At 62.1% G+C, this 19,098-nt stretch carries 8 protein-coding genes; 3 read left to right on the top strand and 5 right to left on the bottom strand.

Translation table 11 applies throughout. The features are described 5' to 3' along the window. Window positions 1-135: 135 nt before the first annotated feature. Both BV071_RS01625 and BV071_RS01620 read left to right on the top strand, forming a co-directional pair. A complete protein-coding gene (locus BV071_RS01625; protein ID WP_265593942.1) occupies window positions 136-3,204 on the top strand; it encodes a PSD1 and planctomycete cytochrome C domain-containing protein in 3,069 nt (1,022 codons plus the stop codon). 9 nt (window positions 3,205-3,213) lie between these two features. Further along, entirely contained in the window at window positions 3,214-4,602 is a 1,389-nt protein-coding gene (locus tag BV071_RS01620) for a DUF1501 domain-containing protein (RefSeq protein ID WP_035601210.1), read from the top strand. Between the two features lie 117 nt (window positions 4,603-4,719). Here BV071_RS01620 and BV071_RS32310 read toward each other — a convergent pair whose 3' ends face one another. Continuing rightward, complete coding sequence (locus tag BV071_RS32310) at window positions 4,720-10,044, bottom strand: autotransporter-associated beta strand repeat-containing protein (RefSeq protein WP_265593941.1); 5,325 nt, start codon at window positions 10,042-10,044, stop codon at window positions 4,720-4,722. A gap of 478 nt (window positions 10,045-10,522) precedes the next feature. Between BV071_RS32310 and BV071_RS01605 the strand changes: the two genes are divergently transcribed. After that, window positions 10,523-13,867, top strand: a complete 3,345-nt coding sequence (locus BV071_RS01605; RefSeq protein WP_265593940.1) for an autotransporter-associated beta strand repeat-containing protein — start codon at window positions 10,523-10,525, stop codon at window positions 13,865-13,867. Window positions 13,868-13,950: 83 nt separating this feature from the next. Here BV071_RS01605 and BV071_RS01600 read toward each other — a convergent pair whose 3' ends face one another. The 4 genes from BV071_RS01600 to BV071_RS01585 form a co-directional block, all read right to left on the bottom strand. Next, on the bottom strand, window positions 13,951-14,820 hold the full coding sequence (locus BV071_RS01600) for a hypothetical protein (RefSeq protein WP_265593939.1): 870 nt from the start codon (window positions 14,818-14,820) through the stop codon (window positions 13,951-13,953). Between the two features lie 27 nt (window positions 14,821-14,847). Beyond that, window positions 14,848-15,576, bottom strand: coding sequence for a hypothetical protein (locus BV071_RS01595; protein WP_035601199.1), 729 nt, complete (start codon window positions 15,574-15,576; stop codon window positions 14,848-14,850). A gap of 31 nt (window positions 15,577-15,607) precedes the next feature. After that, a complete protein-coding gene (locus BV071_RS01590) occupies window positions 15,608-18,220 on the bottom strand; it encodes a cytochrome c peroxidase (protein WP_035601197.1) in 2,613 nt (870 codons plus the stop codon). A gap of 328 nt (window positions 18,221-18,548) precedes the next feature. Continuing rightward, complete coding sequence (locus BV071_RS01585; protein ID WP_265593938.1) at window positions 18,549-18,953, bottom strand: hypothetical protein; 405 nt, start codon at window positions 18,951-18,953, stop codon at window positions 18,549-18,551. Between the last annotated feature and the right edge of the window lie 145 nt (window positions 18,954-19,098).

Here is a 19,098-nt window from a genome sequence, read left to right as displayed (position 1 = left end):
CGAGGCCGGATGTGCCGTTCTATTCGTCGGGCGGAGGTCGTTTCACCGAAATTCCCGGCGAGAACGCCATGTATCCGCTTATACGCATGAATCCAATGCCGCCGAACCTTGGGACGCCTCGTGAGAATGCCGGCCATGAAGTCTAGCCTCGACTTCCCAGCCTTTGCGATTTCGCCGCGCGCGGTGCGACTCCTGTCCTTGGCGGGCGTGATCAGCTGGTCACTACCAGCCCAAGCGGACATCCACTATGGCCGCGACATCCGGCCGATTCTTTCCGACAAGTGCTTCTATTGCCACGGCCCCGACCCGAAGACGCGTGAGGAAGATCTCCGGCTCGACATCCGCGAGGAGGCTCTCGCCTCCAAGGCCTTCGTCCCGGGCAATCCGGAGAAGAGCAGGTTGATCAAGCTGATCAATGCCGAGGACGAGGACGACCGGATGCCGCCGCCGGAAAGCCACAAGACCCTCAATCCGGCGGAGAAGCAACTGCTCCGCGATTGGATCAAGAAGGGTGCTGCTTATGAACCCCACTGGGCTTACACGCTGCCCAAGCGGGATGCCGGCCAAAGCATCGACTCCCTGGTGGCCCATCAATTGGAATCCCGCCAACTGGCGTTCTCTTCACCAGCGGACCCGACTACCTTGCTGCGGCGCTTGCACTTCGATGTGACCGGGCTTCCTCCGAGTCCAGAACAGGTGACCGCATTCCAGCAGGCCTACGCCCGCGATCCCGAGGTCGCGGTCCGGGAAGTGGTGGAGCAATTGCTTGTCTCGCCCCATTTCGGCGAACGTATGGCGGTTGGATGGCTGGACAATGTCCGCTATGCGGACACCGTCGGTTATCACGGTGACCAGGATCGCTCTGCGTCGCCTTACCGCGACTACGTGATTGAGGCATTCAATAGCGACAAGCCCTTCGATCAATTCACGATCGAACAGCTTGCCGGCGACTTGCTGCCGAATGCAACGCTGAGCCAGAAGGTCGCCGCGTCCTACAACCGCCTCAATCAGTTGTCCGAGGAAGGCGGCATCCAAGACGCCGAATACCTCGCCAAATATCAAGGTGAACGGGTGCGCACCACCTCCGCCGCATGGCTGGGCTCGACCATGGCCTGCTGCGAGTGCCACGACCACAAATTCGATCCCTTCACCACGAAGGATTTCTATTCCTTCGCCGCTTACTTCAGCGACATCTTGGAACGAGGCGCGTGTAACGACGACGGCCGCTACCAGGAGGACATCTCGAAATGGACTTCGCAGGGTGTGGTCTTCGACAAATGGGGCCCCCTGCTGCAGGTCCCCTCGCCCGAGCAAGCCGGCCGCCTCGCACAAGTGGATGTCGAACTCGGCCAGTTGCGACCACAGTTGGAGTCCAATGGCGCGGTCGAGCCGAAGGAAGTCGCGGACTGGATCGCCCGCCAGCAAGCTTTGCTCGCATCGAAGGATGCCTACGACGCGCCGATTCTCGATGAGACATTGCCCGAGCCCGCCTCGATCGATCAACCGGGCTTCGTCGAAGCGAGCAGCGGTGCTCCAGTTCAGTCCGGCACCCATTCACGCCGCCAGGAATCCGGTGGGCTTGTCCAGCACATCGCGGTCTTGAAGCGGCCGGTCACAATCCAGGACAAGGATGAGTTCTACCTGTGGGTCTATCTCGATTCCGCCAAGCCAACCCGGACTCTAATGCTGCAGGCCAACATGGCCGGAGATTGGAGCCACCGTGCCTATTGGGGAGACGCGGAGATTCCCTACGGCAAGGGCAAGGATGGCCCCGCCTATCATCGCGCTGGAGATCTACCCAAGGCCGGTGCTTGGACTCGCCTCACCGTGTCCCCTGCCGACATGGGCCTTCCGCCCGGCTCAGTCATCGGTCAAGTCGCGTGCACCCAAGTTGGAGGCCTCATCTACTGGGATAATGTCGGTCTCCATACCACGAATCCTGCGCAGCGCCTCGGCCACTTGCCAAAGGAGGCCATCGCCCTTCTCCAGTCCGCATCTCCGGACCCTGCCAAGCTGGCGCTCTACTACCGGCAGACGACGCCCGCCTGGCAGAAGCTTTCATCTGAAGTAGCCAAGCTGGAACGCGAACGGACGGAGATCCTGAAAGCGGCCCCCAGCGTGCCGATGACGATTTCCGCGAAGCCGCGCGAGCTCCGGGTCCTCAACCGCGGGGATTGGCAGGACAAGTCGGGTGCAGTCGTCACCCCAGCCCCGCCAGCCTTCTTGGCCACGGCATCAAACGCCGCTCCTGCCGCGGGTCGTGCAACGCGCCTCGATCTCGCACATTGGATTGCCAACAAGGACAATCCCCTCACTGCCCGGGTCTTCGTCAACCGGCAGTGGGCCCGCCTCTTCGGGGTCGGATTGTCGAAGGACACCGGCGATTTCGGCTTGCAGGGAGAATACCCCAGCAACCGGGAGCTGCTCGACTGGTTGGCAATCGAGTTCGTGGAGAACGGCTGGAGCACCAAGCACCTGCTGCGGACCATCCTGCTTTCAAAGACCTACCGCCAAGCGAGCACACCCACTCCCGCGCTGTTAGAGATCGATCCCCAGAACCGCCAGCTGGCTCGCCAGTCCCAGCTGCGCCTGCCAGCGGAGCTGATCCGCGACAATGCGCTCGCGGTGGCCGGGCTGCTCAACCCGGCGATCGGCGGACCAAGCGCCAAGCCCTATCAACCGGCCGGCTACTACCGGCACCTCAACTTCCCGCCCCGCGAGTATCAGGCGGACAAGGGCGCGATGCTCTATCGTCGCGGCCTCTACACCCATTGGCAGCGGACATTCTTGCACCCAATGCTCAAAGCCTTCGACGCCCCGGCACGCGAGGAATGCACCGCCGAGCGGACGCTTTCCAACACCCCGCTCCAGGCTCTCGACCTGCTCAATGACCCTAGCTTCACGGAGGCCGCTCGTGCGCTTGCGACAAGCTTACTTAAGGAACCTGAGGGCGAGAAGAACCTGACCACACGAGCATGGGTCCGTTGCCTCAGCCGGCCACCGACAGAGGAGGAACTCAAGGTTCTTGGAGAGTTTAATGCCGGAGAGCTCGCCCGCTTCACCGCTGATCCCAAGGCCGCAAGCGATCTGCTAGGCGTCGGCGATTTGCCCGCGCCGCAGGACATCCCGCCAGCCAAGTTGGCCGCCGCCACCTCGCTGGCCCGGACGATCCTCAACTTGCACGAAACCATCACCCGCTACTGAGCCACGGCCATGTTGTTCCACTCTGCCACTCGCCGGACCTTCCTTGGCCAAGGCTTGACCGGTCTTGGTTCGATCGCTCTGTCGCGTCTGCTGGCGGGCGACCTGCCCAGTGTCCTGGCTGCCGCTCCCACGCGCGCGGCCAAGGTCAAGCGGGTGATCTTCCTCAGCATGTCGGGCGGGCCGTCCCATCTGGAGACCTTTGACTTCAAGCCCAAGCTGCGCGAGATGCACGGCAAGCCGATGCCCGAGTCCTTCACCAAGGGCCAGCAGCTCGCCCAACTTCAAGGCAAGGCCCTCAACTGCATGGGGGCTCAACACGATTTCTCCCGCCACGGCAAGTCCGGCATCGAAATCTGCAATCTCTTCCCCCACATCGCCAAGCACGCCGACGAGATCGCGGTGATCCGTTCGATGAACACCAAGCAGATCAACCACGATCCCGCGCAAGGTTTCTTGAACACCGGCTCGATCATTCCGGGTCGGCCCTCGATGGGCTCCTGGGTGCTGTATGGACTCGGCAGCGAATGCCAGAACCTCCCGGGCTTCGTCGTTCTAACAAGCGTCGGCGGCGGCCAAGCGCAGCCGATTTCCTCGCGGCAGTGGAGCAGCGGTTTCCTTCCCGGCCATCTGCAGGGTGTGGAGTTCCAATCCGCCGGGGATCCGGTGCACTACGTGCGGACACCACCGGGCAATACCGACGAGTCCCAGAAGAAGCTGATCCAGACGGTCAATCGTCTCAACCAGATCGGCGCGCAGCAAAGCCGCGATCCGGAAGTCGCCACCCGGATCCAGCAGTATGAGCTAGCCTTCCGGATGCAGGCTTCCGTCCCCGAGTTGATGGACAACCGCGGCGAATCCAAGGAAACCCTTGAATTGTATGGCTGCAAGCCGGGCGATGGTTCCTTCGCTTCGAACTGCCTGCTGGCCCGCCGCCTCGCCGAGCGCGGCGTGCGCTTCATCCAGCTCTATCACCGCGGCTGGGATCATCATGGCGGGATCAAGCAAGGCCTGGTCGACATCGCAAAGCTGGTGGACCAAGGCACTTCCGCTCTGCTCACCGATCTCAAGCAGCGGGGTCTACTGGACGACACCCTAGTGGTCTGGGGCGGCGAATTCGGCCGCACTCCGATGGCCCAGGGAGATGGCCGCGATCATCACATCAAGGCCTTCTCGATCTTCCTTGCCGGCGGTGGGATCAAGGGCGGCGTGGTCCACGGCGAGACCGATGAACTCGGCTACGACATCGCGCGCGATCCTGTGTCCGTCCATGATCTCCACGCCACCCTGTTGCATCTGCTGGGCCTCGACTTCGAGCGATTCACCTATCGCTACCAAGGCCTCGACCAAAGGCTGACGGGCGTCGAGCCGGCTTCGATCATTCGACCGATCCTCGCTTGACCGGCTACTTGGCCCAAACTCCAGCGTCACTGATTCCACCCCATGGGAAAGGAAAGGCCGGGAGAGAAAACCCCTCCCGGCCCGGATACCCGGATGGACCCAAGAAGCCTGTTTTAGTTACGGCGCATCCACGGTGTCGATGTCGATGAAGCCCTTCGGCCCCCGCGGAGTGGCACCACCAATCGCGCCGTCCAAGCGGAAGGTGCGGTAGGTCCACCCGGTGCTCAGCACCGGCATTCCGGTTGAGCTGACTGCAATCTCGGTGATGCCTTGGTCAAAGGCCGCGAAATTGTTCCCGCCCCTGACGGTGTAGATCAGGTCATCAATGGTCGCCGACTTCGACGGGGTGCCGCTGAAGGTAGCCCCACTGCGAACCGGCAGCGTGATCACCAGAGCTTGATCAGCACCCACCGTTTCAATCCGCGAGCGGACCTTGCCGGTGCTGGCACCGCTGGCGGGATTACCATCAAGCGCAAACTCCTCCAGGTTGGTGAGGCCGTCACCGTCGGCATCATCGGCCTTGCCGGTGAGAGCGCCGACCGAGAAGCTGCCAATCCAAGCGATGTAAGGATCGGCGGCCGCCACACGGAGCGAACCGGTGCCGGTGATCCGCCCGCCGCTATTCGCAGAAGTGTAGGTGCCGGGACCTTGGGACACGCCGTTGATCAGGAAGTCCTGAACCGTATCGACCTGACCGTGGGGCAGATTGATGACAGCACCGGTGGCCACGTCCACGGTGGCCGCATCGCTGAGCGTAGCGGTGCCCAGCACTAGCGTCCCCGCGGTGACGTTCGTATTGCCCGTATAGTTGTAAGTTCCAGAGAGGGTCAGCGTGCCAGCCCCGCTCTTCACCAATGAGCCGGTCCCGCTAACGGCTCCGGATAGGGTAATGTCGTGCGCGACACTGCTGGCGTCCGCAGCTTTCACCTCGAAGACGTTCGAGGTGGCGACCGGCAGTGCCGTTGACCAGGCAGCCTTCGCACCGATCACGCCACCGGAGAGACGGAGCGTAGCCACGTAGCCTGGCTCAGTCGTGCCCATGACCATTCCGCCGGAGCCAACATAGAGCTCACCACCGCTAACGGCGACTGTGCCGGTGCCACCAAGGGCCAGGTTCCCGAACTGGAAACGCTCGACCGTGGCAACACCGCCGCGGGTAAGGAAGGCCGCATTGCCTTGGAGCGGTCCGCCGAGACGGACGCCGGTCCCGGTGTCGGCACTACTGAAGACGCCACCACCCACATCCACGACGGACCAGCGACCGCCATTGTTGAGGCCGATGGAGATGGGACCGGTAATATCGAGGCTACCGGAGTCGATGCGGGTGCTCACCGAAGAGTTGGCTCCGGAAGTATTGCCCAGCAGCAGGCTCCCGACGATGTCCACATCACCACCATTCACATACAGACCATCGTTGACCGAGCCCGCGGCAGGTTCCGTGGTGTAGACCAAGCCGGAGCGGCCGATGCTCATGCCGCCGGCGCTCAAGCTGCCACCGCTCACCTGGATGCGATAGACGTTGGTCGCGTTACCCACGCCATTGAGTCCTCCGGGGAAATTCGCCGTCCCGCCGAAGACTTCAAAGATGGCCGCGCCTGTGGCCCCAGCCGCCACATTGGACGCCACCGAGGCATTGATCGTGGCTCCGTTGCTGGTCAAACGGCCGGTCGCGCCTACGCTCACCGTAGTGTTATTGAGTGTCACCGTTGAGTCCAACTCCAAGGCACCGCCATTCACCTGAGTAGCGCCGCTGTAGGTATGTGCTCCCGTGAAGGTCATGATTCCGGCACCGGCCTTGGTGAAGGATCCTGCCCCCGAGAGGACACCGGTGTAGGCGGTGGCTGCTCCGTTGCCACCGGCCGTGAGGATCACCGCACTCGCCGAGCCATTCTCAAGCACGAGATCCTTGTCACCGCCAAGCGACCCGAGCGTTGCCGCGGAGTTTGCTCCGAAATCGAGAGCGCCGCCTGCGGCATTGTAGAGGAGCGAGCTATTCTGCAAGGCCAAGCCACTGCCCAGAACCGCGGTGCCGCCATTGATCGTGGTCGTCCCGCTAAAGGTGTTCGGCTGCATCAGCGACTGCAATCCGTTGCCATCCAGCACCAGGCTGCCTGTGCCAGAGATGAGATTGTTGATCACCGGATCACCCGAGTGGCTCACGGTCAGGATGCTGGAGGCATTGTTCAGGGCGATCGCTCCGAGCACCGACCCCGTCGCGCCACCGTCACCGAGCGTGAGATTGCCGTTCAGAACCGTCAGATTCCCCAAGAAGCTGGTGTCTGCGACCAAGGTCAGCTTGCCAGTGCCGTCCTTGGTGAGGTTGGCCGTTCCTGAGAGGCCGAAGTCATTCGAAAGAATGACATCCGAATCCATGGAGAAGGTGATCGGGTCATTCCCGAAGGTGATGGCACGACCGATCGTGATGTCCTGGTTATTGCCCGGGCCCCAGACCAGGGAAGCGTTGTTCAGGGTCAGGGCTCCCGAGCCTAGGCTCTTGTTGCCAAAGGTCAGCGTGCCGTTCGCAAAAGAGAGATTCCCCAAGAAGTTGTTGCTGCCTGCCAACGCCAGGTTACCCGGCCCGGATTTGGTGATCCCGCCCGCACCACCGATGTTTCCAGACAGGGTGAGCGAATTGGCACCGTTGAATAAATCAATGCCGATTGGATCTGCTAGCTGGATCGGCGTCGAAATGGAGTGAGCACCCAAGAGCACGTCGACTTGGGCATTCCCCACCGCTTGGTTGAGCGTCAGTGTAGCCGTGCCGTCGATCGCATAGGAGTTGGCGTTGTTGAATTGAATCAAGCCCACCGTGCGGCTGCTGTCCAAGGTCACGGTCTGGGTTCCGGTGATCTTGCTGTCAAACTGAGCCGTGGCACCGATCGCATTGGGTGATCCATTCGCCCAGTTACCGGCAGCGCTCCAGTTGCCGGACGCATCGACATTCCAGATCGAGGGCAAGTTGCCGGCCACCACGAGCTGGATGCTATTCCCTACGACCGAGAAGGTATAGGTCTGGCCGGCCTGCTGGCTGGCTGGAGTCACCTCGAACAGATCATTGGCGTTTCCGACGAAGGAGCCTGCAAACTGCAGGATGGTATAGGTTCCCGGAGTGGTCCACTTGGCGGTGGAGTTGGCCACCCGCAGATCCACCATCACTGGATTGGCAAGCGATGCGGACACGGTCAATCCGTTCGGGTTGGAAACCGTGATCTTGTCGTAAGTCGCGGAATTGGTGAACTCGGTGTAGAGCGTGGTGCCACCTGCGAGAGCGAGCGAGCCGACGGTCAGATTGCCGACGCCCGAAGAAGTCGGCGTCAGTGCACCGGGCTTCAGAGATACGCCTGAAGCCGTGGTCACGGCACCGGCAATGGTGCCCTCGCCCGCCAGCGTGCCAGCCGAGAATGACACCGCGCCGGACGAGGTTGCGCTTCCGGAAAGATTCGCCGCGACCAGCGCGCCACTGCTGACAGTGGTAGGACCGGCGTAGGCATTGGCGCCGGAGAGCGTGAGGAAGCCATCACCGCTCACAGCCAAGGAGCCAGCGCCGGTGATGGAACTGGTGACTTCCAGCGAATCCCCAGCGGTCGCGCCCCCGAAGCTGGCGGTGAGGCCACTGGCCACGTTGAAGCTGCGGCTCTCCACCACACCGGGCAAGATTGAGATCACCCCGCCATTGGCGGTGGTGAAGCTGACCGCACCGGCGCTGCCGAGCGATGCCGGGCTATTGATGCCGATGATGCCGCCTTCGATTGTGGTGCCCGCGGTGTAGGTATTGGCACCGGTGAAGTTCACCTGGCCAGCACCACGCTTCGTGATCGTGCCCGGTCCGGAAAGGATGCCGGGATAGACGCTCGATGCGCTGCTGCCGCGGTTGAAGATGAGTTGGGTTCCCGCAACGGTGATCACGTTGGTCGCTGCCAGACTACCGGAAGCACCACCGTTTCCGACCGAAATCTTGCCGGCATTGAGCTGGGTGTCCCCGGTGTAGGTGTTCGCACCACTCAATGTCAAAGTCCCGGTGCCCACTTTGTAGAGGCGGGCCGCACCGGCCGAATTTCCGATGACGCCGGCGTATTCGGTATCCTGATTCAGAGCCCCCACCTGCCAGTTGACGAAGCGCCCGCCCACCGGGCTGCCGCCCAAAAAGGCCGCTGCGCTTCCACTCAGCCTGCCGATAATCTGGGTGGTGCCGACCGCATTGTTAGGCGGGTTGTAGGTCTGATAGACGCTGGCATTCGTAATATTCAGCGCGAGCCCCGCATGCAGGATGTTTGCACCGGCGATGCGGACATCGGAATTGCCGGCCGTGTTGGCACCGGATGCATTGACGGTGCCAGTGAATCCGGTCCAGTTGCCGTTCAGGTCACCGCGCACATAGTTGCCGATGAAATTGAAGGTGCCGCTGCCAGTCAGCGTGGAGTTGAAAGCACCACGCTGGGGCCCCCAGACGGTACCGGTCTGTCCTGCTGCGACCACCACGGGATTGGTGAAGGCAACGGTGGTCGGGCCATTGCTTCCTGTTGCTCCATTGAGCATGAGCGCTCCACCTTCAAAAGTAATCGTCTTCGTGAGCGAACCGATGGGCTCTTGATTGAGTGCGACGCCAGTGGCACCGGTGGCCATATTGCCACGGATGCGGACCAAGCCGCCCTTCAGGGTCATCGGGCCGGTGAAGCTCGCAACATTCGCGCCGGAGAGCAGCACTTCACCTGCGCCATCTTTCGTGAAGGTGCCAGTGCTGGTGATGACGCCGCCGAGGTTCAGTTGGCCTGCAGTCGCCGTAAGCGTGATGGCACCCGGAACGTTGATTGCACCCGTACCCATCGCCAGATTGCTCGGCCCCGCGAAGGTGAAGTTCGAGTTCCAGTTCTGCGCGTTGTTGTTGTTGAGTGTTACTGCGGCACCGGTGCTGCCGATATTGCCCCCGGCCAGAGTCAGGGTGCTCGTGCCGATCGCAGTGGCGCTATTGATGTTGAGCGTGCCTGCGTTCACCGCAGTGGTGCCGCTGTAAGTGTTCGCTCCGCTCAAGGTCAGGGCACCAGTTCCCGCCTTGCTCACTCCGGCGCTGCCCGCGACCACCGCGCTGATCTCCGCCGCGGCACCGGTTGCCATCGCATTCACGGTGAGCACCGGCGTGCCATCGAGCGTGAGGACGTTGAGTGGATCGAGATTATTGTCCACCAACCACGAGCCAGCGGTGGTGGTATTGATATCGCCAAAGCTCAGATTGCTCAGCGTGCGCGGCGTATCCAGCGACAACTGGAACGGGCCATCCGGGAGATCGATGGTTTCGAAGTGTGCCGTATTTCCGGATCCGCTGGCGACGATCCCACCAGTCCAGTTGGCGGTGTTACTCCAGAGTGCCGGGCTTGCGACTCCGGTCCACGTGCCACTCTGGGCATGGGCAGCTGAAATCGCGCAGACAGTGGCGCAAGATAGCAAAGAGGCTCGCTTGAAATTACCAATAGACGGGGAGTTTTTCATGGGTTTGTGGCGTTGGGTTCTGCCGAAGGCCGGAACTGGGCAGGTTCCCGCATTACAAGAATCGTTATCCACGCAGGGCTAAAATCCGTCCATTACCCCATCGGAGTTATGAAGGGCGAGACCGGCAGCCAATGGACCGCTTGCTGTTCCCGGCAGTGCAGGGCGCGATCAACCGAGTGCCCCCATTCCCTAACCGGGTTATTGAATTCCCGTTCGCCAAGCGCGCAGTCTTGTATCGGCACCTTGGGGCGAAATGAGCCTTGGCGGTGTCTGTCACTCCCGATCCCGGAGCCCAACCGGGACTTCAAACCCCAAACCTCCATTTGCTGCGGCTTTTCCTCCTGCCGCAGGGATGTTTCCGCCCGCTGCCTTCGGAGCCAGCCAGGACGACCGCGCTGTTTGGCTAATACCGCGAGGCACTTCGACTCCCAAACCCATGAAAGCCCAAAACCCGACTTCCACCCCTTCATTCTGCCGCAGCAGTCTCTGCAGGCTGGCACTAGGCATGGCCGCCGCCTCACCGCTGTTCGCCGGGGACTGCACTTGGACCGCAGTTCCGAGCAGTTCCAACTGGTCGCTCCCGGCCAACTGGGGCGGCACCGCTCCGGTGGCCAATGATGCATTGATCTTTGGCAATTCGGGAATCGCAACTCTCAACAACGACCTCGCCGCGAACCTCGCCCTCAACGGCATCACCTTCAACGCCGGAGCCAGTGTTTTCACGCTGGGAGGGAACGCCATGAACTTGAACGGCAATCTGTCTAACAACAGCTCAGTCACTCAAGCCATCGCCTTGCCGATGGGGCTGCAGGCAGCCACCGTGGTCGTTTCAGGTAACAGCGATGTCAGCTTCTCCGGCAAGCTCACCTCCGGGATTCTTGGCGGAATCGCCGGTGCGAACCGAACCCTCACCAATAACCTCAGTGGAGCTGCCAAGCTCACCTTGGGCGCGATCGATCTATCGATCGATCCTGATACCTCGGTCCGCACCCTCACCTTGAATGGCGCTGCCGACGTCACCATCAACGGTCCGGTTGCCAATGGTAGCAGTGCCGTGGCTGCCGCGAACAAGCTCACCTACGCCGGCACCGGAACCCTCACAATCAGTGGCAGCACCGGGAGCACCTACACCGGCTCCACCACCCTCTCCAGCGGCTCCCTGGTGCTGGATTTTTCCAGTATGGCCGTGCCGTCGAATCTGCTCGGCCTGACCAATCTGACTCTCGGTGGGGCCGCCACCTTGAAAGGGAAGAACGCCGCTGCCGTCTCGCAGACTTTCAATGGCATCACCACCAGCGCCAACCGGGCCGCTTCTCTTACCGTCGTTCCGAATGGGGCGACGACTGTCGACGTCACCCTCGGCGGCATGACCCGCAATGCTCAGAGCACGATGGATTTCGTGCTCCCCGCCTCAGGCTCGGTCACGACCACCAGCGCCAACACAGCCAACGGCATCGCCACCAACAGCTCGAATTCAGCCTACCAAACCGTTGGTGGCACCACCTGGCTCACGAAGTCCGGAACGGGACCCTACACGCTTTCCGGCCTGCCAGCGGGCTCCTACGGGACTACCTACACAGCCGCGACCAACGTCGATGTCGCAGGCGGTGATTCGGTCTCCGGAGTCACGGTCAATTCGCTGCGATTCAGCGGTGCTCCCAATAAACTGCTCGGCTTGGACGGTGTGAATACCGTTGCCACCGGCGGCGTATTGGTGACACCCGTGGCCACTGGCTCGATGATCAGCGGTGGCACCATCCGTGGCAATGCCAACGGTGCCAGCCGCGAGCTGATCCTCATCAATCACGCCTCTCTTGAGGTCGCCTCGAACATTGCCGACAACGGCAGCAACAGCGGCCTCACGCTTTCCGGCCCCGGCACGACTACCTTGAGCGGAAACAACACCTTCACCGGTGCCGTTTCCATCAACCAGGGCATCACCAAGCTCGGTGTCAGCCAGGTGGGCACTACCTCAAGCCCCCTCGGTATCGGCAACGCTGCGGCCCCTTCCGTAACCATCGCCTCGGGGGCCGTCCTCGATCTCAACGGCTTCAATCAGACCATCGGCACTCTTGGCACCGCCGAGGGCGCGATCCGCAATAGCAGCGGTCAGCCCAGTTCACTCACGGTGAAAAACAATGGCATCCAAAACGGCATCAACATCATCGGCGGAGACATCAACCTCATTTCGGACATCGGCTCCGGCAACCAATACCAGCTCAACACCAGCCTGAAGAACTTCAGCGGCTCGCTGAGCCAGCGCAGCGGCAACATCCGCAGCAACAACTTCAGCGCCGATTTTTCAAACGCCCTCATCGTGCTCGATGTAGCCGCGGCCGGTGCGATTGGGACCAATGGCACGCTCGGAACCAACAACCGGCTTTACCTCAACGCAGGCACCGGAAATCTGCCAAATGACATCGAAGTTCTCAGCAATGGTTTCATTGCCCAGAACGCCAGCGGCCGGACCCTCACGGGCCGCCTTAGTGGCAGCGGCGTGCTCAACATCATGGACGGCAGCGACACACTGACCGCGGACAACTCGGCCTTCACCGGCACCTTCAACCTCTGGCAAGCCGGCACCACCATCCTCTTCAACAGTTCCAGCTCCTCAAGTCAGGCCGCCAAATTCACCTTTAGCACCGAAGGAACTCTCTCTTCCACTTCCGCCTACGTCGCCAACATGGCCGCCGGAGGCACGGTCCACATGGGCGAGCTCTCGACCACCGGAGCCACATCCAACTCCCGGCTTCGCAACAACGTCAACAACACCACGGCTACCTTTTCGGTCGGCGCGCTCGGCACTGACAGCAGCTTCGGCGGTGTGATTGCCAACGGCAGCGGCACCAACCAGATTACCGCGCTTACCAAGGTCGGCACGGGCAAGCTGACCCTGACAGGCAGCAGCACCTATACCGGCAACACCACCGTCCAGGAGGGAACTCTGGCCATCCTTGCTCCTCGCAGCATCTCCGCTTCCAGCCCGGTAAATGTCTCAGCCGGAGCCAAGCTTGCAGGCACGGGTATCTTCCCCGGCACTGTCACGGCGGCGGGCAGCATCGCCCCGGGAACGAGTGTCGGCACGCTGACCACAGGCCCCACCACCCTCACCGGTTCCTTGGATATCGAGGTCAGCGGTGTCGCCGCCGACAAGCTGGTCGTCAGCGGCAATCTCAACATCAGCGGTGCCACCCTCAATGTCACCGAGCTTAGCCCCGCCACGCAACCGAGCTACGTGATCGCTGAAGCCACCAGCCTCACTGGCACCTTCGCCATCAAGAACCTGCCTGCCGGCTATTCGGTCGCCTACACCGCCACCCAGATCATCATCAATCAGACCGGCAGCGGTTACGACGCTTGGAAGACCCTGCCGGCCAATGGTCTCACCGCCGGAGTCAACGACGGCGTGAATGACGATCCCGACCACGATGGCGTGGCCAACTTGCTGGAATTCGTCTTCGGCGGAGTTCCCGCCGGCACCGGCGCCTCAAGCCAGTCGGGCTTGCCCGCCTGCTCCCTCACACCCACCCACCTGGTGCTCAGCTTCAAGCGCACCGACCTCAGCGAAGGTGATGTGACCATCAAGGTTCAATGGACCAACGACCTCTCTCTCTGGAGCGCGGCTCATGAAGTCGCTATCGGTGCTACCAGTGCGGGCATGGCTAGTATCGCGGAGGACTCTCCCTCAGCGGCGCTCGACACCGTGGAGGTTTCGATCCCGCGGACCGAGGAGTCGGCAGGCCACAAGCTCTTCGCCCGCGTGCTCGTTTCCCGTCCTTGAGATTCCAGACGCACTTGGACGGAAAGGCTGCTGCCACAGTAAATCGCTGTGGCAGCACGATTTCCGGCAACCAGGATGAGAACTTAGAACCGCCAAGTGAGCCCGCTCCGCAGCGAAAAGTCGCTGGAGGCCTGGCCGATGCCCACACCCGCACCGAGCCGGATGGTGCAGGAGTGGATCGGGGTCCAGTAAAGTCCCGCGATAAGCTCGTTCTCACCGTGGGTATTAAAGTCCCCGATGTTCTCGATACCCGCGGCCCAAGCGTGACTGAACTGGTAGCGAAGCCCAATCGCATAGCCGAAGTCATACTCCCCTCCGCCAGGGGCCACGCCGATCAGGTTCGCCACCAGCCGTGTGTGATCACCCAGCTTGGTATCCGCGATCAGCCGCATGTGGAAGTGATCTTGGCCGTGGCGATGAATGCCGTTGTGACTGTGCGAGTGCTCATGCTCCTCACCGTGATCATGGTCGTGTTCCATACCGCCGCCCAAGGGGCCGTCGGGACCGGGGTCCACCCCGCCATCATCTTCATCATGGTCGTGGTCGTCAGCACCATGGTCATGATCGTCGTCGGATTCGTCGGCAAAAACGTAACCCGCGTGGACTGCGAACTTCACTGGGAAGTCCCCGATCGGCAGGGTCCATTGGATCGAGGGATCCACAGCGCTGTATTCCCAGCCCGCGCCGTCCTCGTCGCCGAACTGGAAGCTACTGCCCACAGCCAGCCCCGGCAGCACCCCGGCCATGAAGCCGGGCTCGAAACCGACCTCGTCCTCGGTGCCCCGGCGCGACCACTCGATCGCACTGAAGACCGTGGCATGCATCGGTTCCGGCACGGTCGAGTCCATGACCACGAGGAAGTCCTCACCGTGGTGGGCATTGGCAATCCCTTGGAGCAAAGCCGTCACCAGCAAGGCGGCACGGCAGCAAATCATCGTTTTGTTAGAGCGCATGGGTAAAATATGATTGGGAAGCTTGGATTAACGGCGGCGACGAATCACCAGGAGCCCGGCGGCAAAGGCCCCCAGCAGTGCGGATGAAGGCTCGGGCGCCGTGGTGAAGGTTGCCTTGAATCCCTGCCGCGGCGGGTTCGATTCGGAGGGCGCATTGCTCCCCATCACCAGGGTGTAGGTGCCCGCAGGTAGGAACCAAGTGGCCTCAGCGAAAGACTGAGTGCTGTTCTCCTTTAAGCCAACAAAGGTGAGATCCTCGGCCCAGTCGATGTTGCCGCGGTTATTGTACATGTGGTTCTCACCGTCCGCGGGGTTCAGCCCCAAGGCTTCCGCAATCGCATCCGGGATCGCATCTTGGTCGATTCCCGAATAGAGCGTGAACGACGGGAAGAAGTTGTCGCTTGGCCGGAATCCACCGACGTTACCTGCCCCGGTATAAGGCACCGCACCATTCGCTTCGAGCCGGACCGTAAAATAGGCAGCCTCCGTAAGGGTGATGGCTGCCCACTGGGAAGTATGGGTCCAGCCCACCGTCGGATCGCCGGGATCGAAAAGACCCTGATCTTCCCAAGACCACGCACCGACATGCGAACCCGCGACGTTAGGCGTCGAGATGACCTCCTCGCTACCGAGCGTGACCGACCATTCATATCCGATGCCTCCGGCGGCATCAGGATTCTCGGCATCGTGGAAAGTAACGGTGGCGGCGTGGGCAAGCGGAGCGGCGAGGAAGACCGCGAGGAGTTTGGCTTTCATGGTATGTATCGATTCAGTTAGGAAAAAGAGCTCACCAGGTGCGGCGCAGGCGGAAGAACTGGCTGCCGCCACTCACCGGACTCGGATTGATGCGCAGGAAGGGACCCTCGGTAACCGGCACCGCGTTCAGCGGCAGCCATGACCCCGGCAACACGGAGGAAGACTCAGGCGTCCAGTCCCTTGCCGCTGCTGGCCAAAGGAAGGCGCTGTCGCTCGCACTCACTTGGATCAAAGGCACCGGCTCCAGCTCGTCTGCGTCGCGGATACCATCGCCATCGCGGTCTCCACCCATCCGCGAGCCATCTCCCAGAGACACGCCGAGGAAGGTGAAGGACTCGCCAGCAACCAAGAGGTCGAGCGTCTGGGCCCGGGTAAGCGGAGGAATCGAACTGCGATCCGCCTCATACTTCTGGCTCCCCGGGTTGAAGCGGAAACGATGGCCGTCCACCGCCGACCTTCCCTGCACCACCAGATCACAATTCGTTCCCGCCTGGGATTCTAGCAGCGCGATCTCCGCCAGCGCCGTCGCCGAATTCCGGCTCACCAGATCCACCGTCACACTGCGGCCCACCGCCGGTGCGGTCCCCGTGTCGAAACACAACACAAAGGCGGTCAGGTTCGCGAGGTCCGACTCGGAATCGATCGTGTCGAGCTGATAGAAGTGGATCCGCGGCAGTTCGTGCCCCGTGCCGTCCGAGCCCAGCCCGAAGCCCGAAAGCGATGTCGCGCCCGCAGCCGGATCGTAGAGCTCCGCGCGCTGATAGACCGTGCGCAGCGGTGGGTTCTTCATCTCCTGCGTGCCATCCACCTCGCGGCGCAGGTCGATATTGTTGTCCGTTCCCGCCGGCAACGGATGGCAGACCACACAATGGCTTACCAAGTGGTCGTTGAAGAGATCGCGGCCAAACACCGCATTCCCGCCGTGAAAGGAAGTCGGCAAGCTGCGATCCGGATTCCGGTTCGGATTCGGATGATGCGGGATCGTCATCAAATACGCTGCCAAGGCATCCATGTCCGCCGCCGGAAGCTGGCTGCCACCCATCAGATTGCTGAAGGTCGGATTGAAACTCTGGATCGATGGCTTGTCGCCGCGCCAGTGGAACTTCGGCGTCACCGCCGCAGCGGGAATCGTCACCCCGCTAATATTCCCCACCATCCCGCGCAGCGTTTGCGTGACCATCGGCCCCTTCATCGGGTGCAGGCTGCGGTTGCGGAGCTGCGTATTGTGGGCAGAGAGATTCGCGCCCTGCACCATCACCATGGCACCACCCGGATCCCCGAGATCCCACGCCAGTCCATCGCGGTCGGCATCAAGATGGCAGCTCGCACAAGAGTTCGTGCCATTGCCAGAAAGCCGCGCATCGAAAAGGAAGCCGCGCCCGGCCCGCACCGCAGCGGATGTCGGATCGAAACTCCCCACCGGAATCTCGGACAAGATCGCCCGCGTCGCGGCATCGACCACGGTCAGGCTGTTAGATAGCTTGTTCAGCACAAACAGCCGCGCCCCGTCAGCGGATAGCACTAGCCCTCTTGGTCCCCGCATCGCAGCGGAGCCTCCCCCGCCCGTCCTCAGATCCACCCGGTTCAGCACACCCCCATCCGCCGCATTCACCTCGGCAACCCGGTCCGAATTGAACGCCGCCACCCATGCACGCGAGCCATCGCCAGTGAAGATCAGTCCAGTTGGCTGCGCTAGCGCTACGGCCTTCGCCGCCTCATTCGGCAGCATGCTGTAGTTGACCGTCGGATTGAGATCATAAGCAACCGGGGTTCCCAGCAGCGGCAGCTTGGTCAAGCGATGCCTTACGAAGTTCCCTCGCAGTTGCGGTTCGAAGCGCACCAAGTTCAGCGACTCCGAATTCGCAATCCACAGATCCCCGGTCCCCGGATGCAACGCGAGATCGAAGGGATGAGTGCCAGTCCCACCCAGATAGCGGCTCACGCTCAGCGTTGCGCAATCGATCTCCGCCACGTCGCGATCCAGCACCTGATGATGAATCCGCGGATCGCTCGCCGCCACGATCAAAGCCGTCTGCGGCGCAGCGGGCAAGCTGCTGTTAGACGGCGCGGGCTGCGCCGGTGCCTCGCTCCTCGGCAGGATCGTCGTCCCATTCCCCGAGAGCAGGAACGCAACATAGACCTTGCTACCATCCGCACTTGCCACGAGCGCCCGCGGATACACCCCGTTCAGAGGAATCGACCCCAGGCTCGCACGAGTCACCGCATCGAAGACCCGCAGCTGCGAATTCCGTGCACAGGACACGAAAGCCTTCCCTGCTGCAAACACCACATCCGCCGGCTCATCCGGGACGGCCAGCGTTGCAAGCACCCGCCGCTCGCTCAGCGAGATCACCGAGACCGAATCCGAAAGCTCGTTGACCACCCACGCCTCGTCATTGCCGCGGGCACGCACCGAGACCGGCTCCAGCCCGGTGCCGATCTCATCGATCAACAAGGGCGCACTCCGCGCAGGGTTCGAGATATCGAAGACTGAAAGCGCGGCCTCCGGCGAATTAATCGCCAGCAAGCGCGTCCCATCCGGGGTTAGCGCCACGGGATGCACTTGGCGGGCCTCGAATTGAGCACGCAGCGGCGCGACAGCCGCGAGAAGGATCGCGGCGAAGACAGGAATACGAAAAAGCATCGGCGAAGGAATTCGCAGTCAGGGGCCTAACAGGACCCACGGAGGCACACGCATCCGCGGAGCGAACGAAGCAAGGCACGCCATCCCCTCGTCAGCCTTCCGCCTCAGCCATGATCAGCCGTGCAGACAAACAAACTCGCCCTTCATGCAGGCGGCTTGAATCGGGCCACGATGATTCCAGTAGATAGCTATCGATGAACGGCTCGGCACCACCTCGGCATCCTCGCCTCGCTCCGGCCCGGCACAGGTGTGCCGCCCACAGCTAGGCATGAGTCAACCCGACGACAGTCCTCCCGCGGCAATCAATCCACCGGAAGTTCGGGATGGATCAGGCGGCCAGTCGTGGCGGTGGCACTGGCGGACGATAGCCAACCCATGCTCCGTTACTCGCGAAGTCAGGCAGGACCACCACCGTCGCTTCGCAAGTCACAGGCGGAGGCACCACGATCGGCTTGCCGAGCACACACTCCTTCAGCGCCAGATTCTGCGCCGCGAGGGGTGCTTTGCTATTCTGCTCCTTGCTCTCCTGTTTCTTGCCCTCGGCGATCGCCTTGCACATGCAGCAGGGGTGCGCCCCGTCGAAGGTCTTTGCAGCGCCTTCGGCCAAGCCATCCTGCGCCGAGTAGTCGACGATCATCTTCGTCCACGCCACCACCTGCAACGCCCCCCACTGGCCGCCGCAGAGATGCAGGCAGCCAAGGACGGCGACGGCAATGCGCACGAAGCGGTTCAAGACGCCCGTGTGGATCTTTCCTCGCGGACGCAGCGTCAATTCGAAAAAGCGCGGCATCCCCCTTCCCCTACAACATCCCTATGCAAAATCGGGGCTGGCCGGGGGCGGATCCACTCGGGTTAAATCGACACGCGTTCGCGCATTT

Origin of the sequence: Haloferula sp. BvORR071 (assembly GCF_000739615.1) — a bacterium.
In the GTDB taxonomy this organism is placed as follows: domain Bacteria; phylum Verrucomicrobiota; class Verrucomicrobiia; order Verrucomicrobiales; family Akkermansiaceae; genus Haloferula.
The sequence above is the reverse complement of the archived record's forward strand: the minus strand, read 5'-3'. Positions and strand labels throughout refer to the sequence as shown.

Coding starts and splice junctions, on each gene's coding strand:
- BV071_RS01590 (WP_035601197.1), bottom strand. CDS start 18,220: ATGCTTTTTCGTATTCCTGTCTTCGCCGCGATCCTTCTCGCGGCTGTC.
- BV071_RS01625 (WP_265593942.1), top strand. CDS start 136: ATGAAGTCTAGCCTCGACTTCCCAGCCTTTGCGATTTCGCCGCGCGCG.
- BV071_RS01595 (WP_035601199.1), bottom strand. CDS start 15,576: ATGAAAGCCAAACTCCTCGCGGTCTTCCTCGCCGCTCCGCTTGCCCAC.
- BV071_RS01600 (WP_265593939.1), bottom strand. CDS start 14,820: ATGCGCTCTAACAAAACGATGATTTGCTGCCGTGCCGCCTTGCTGGTG.
- BV071_RS01605 (WP_265593940.1), top strand. CDS start 10,523: ATGAAAGCCCAAAACCCGACTTCCACCCCTTCATTCTGCCGCAGCAGT.
- BV071_RS01620 (WP_035601210.1), top strand. CDS start 3,214: ATGTTGTTCCACTCTGCCACTCGCCGGACCTTCCTTGGCCAAGGCTTG.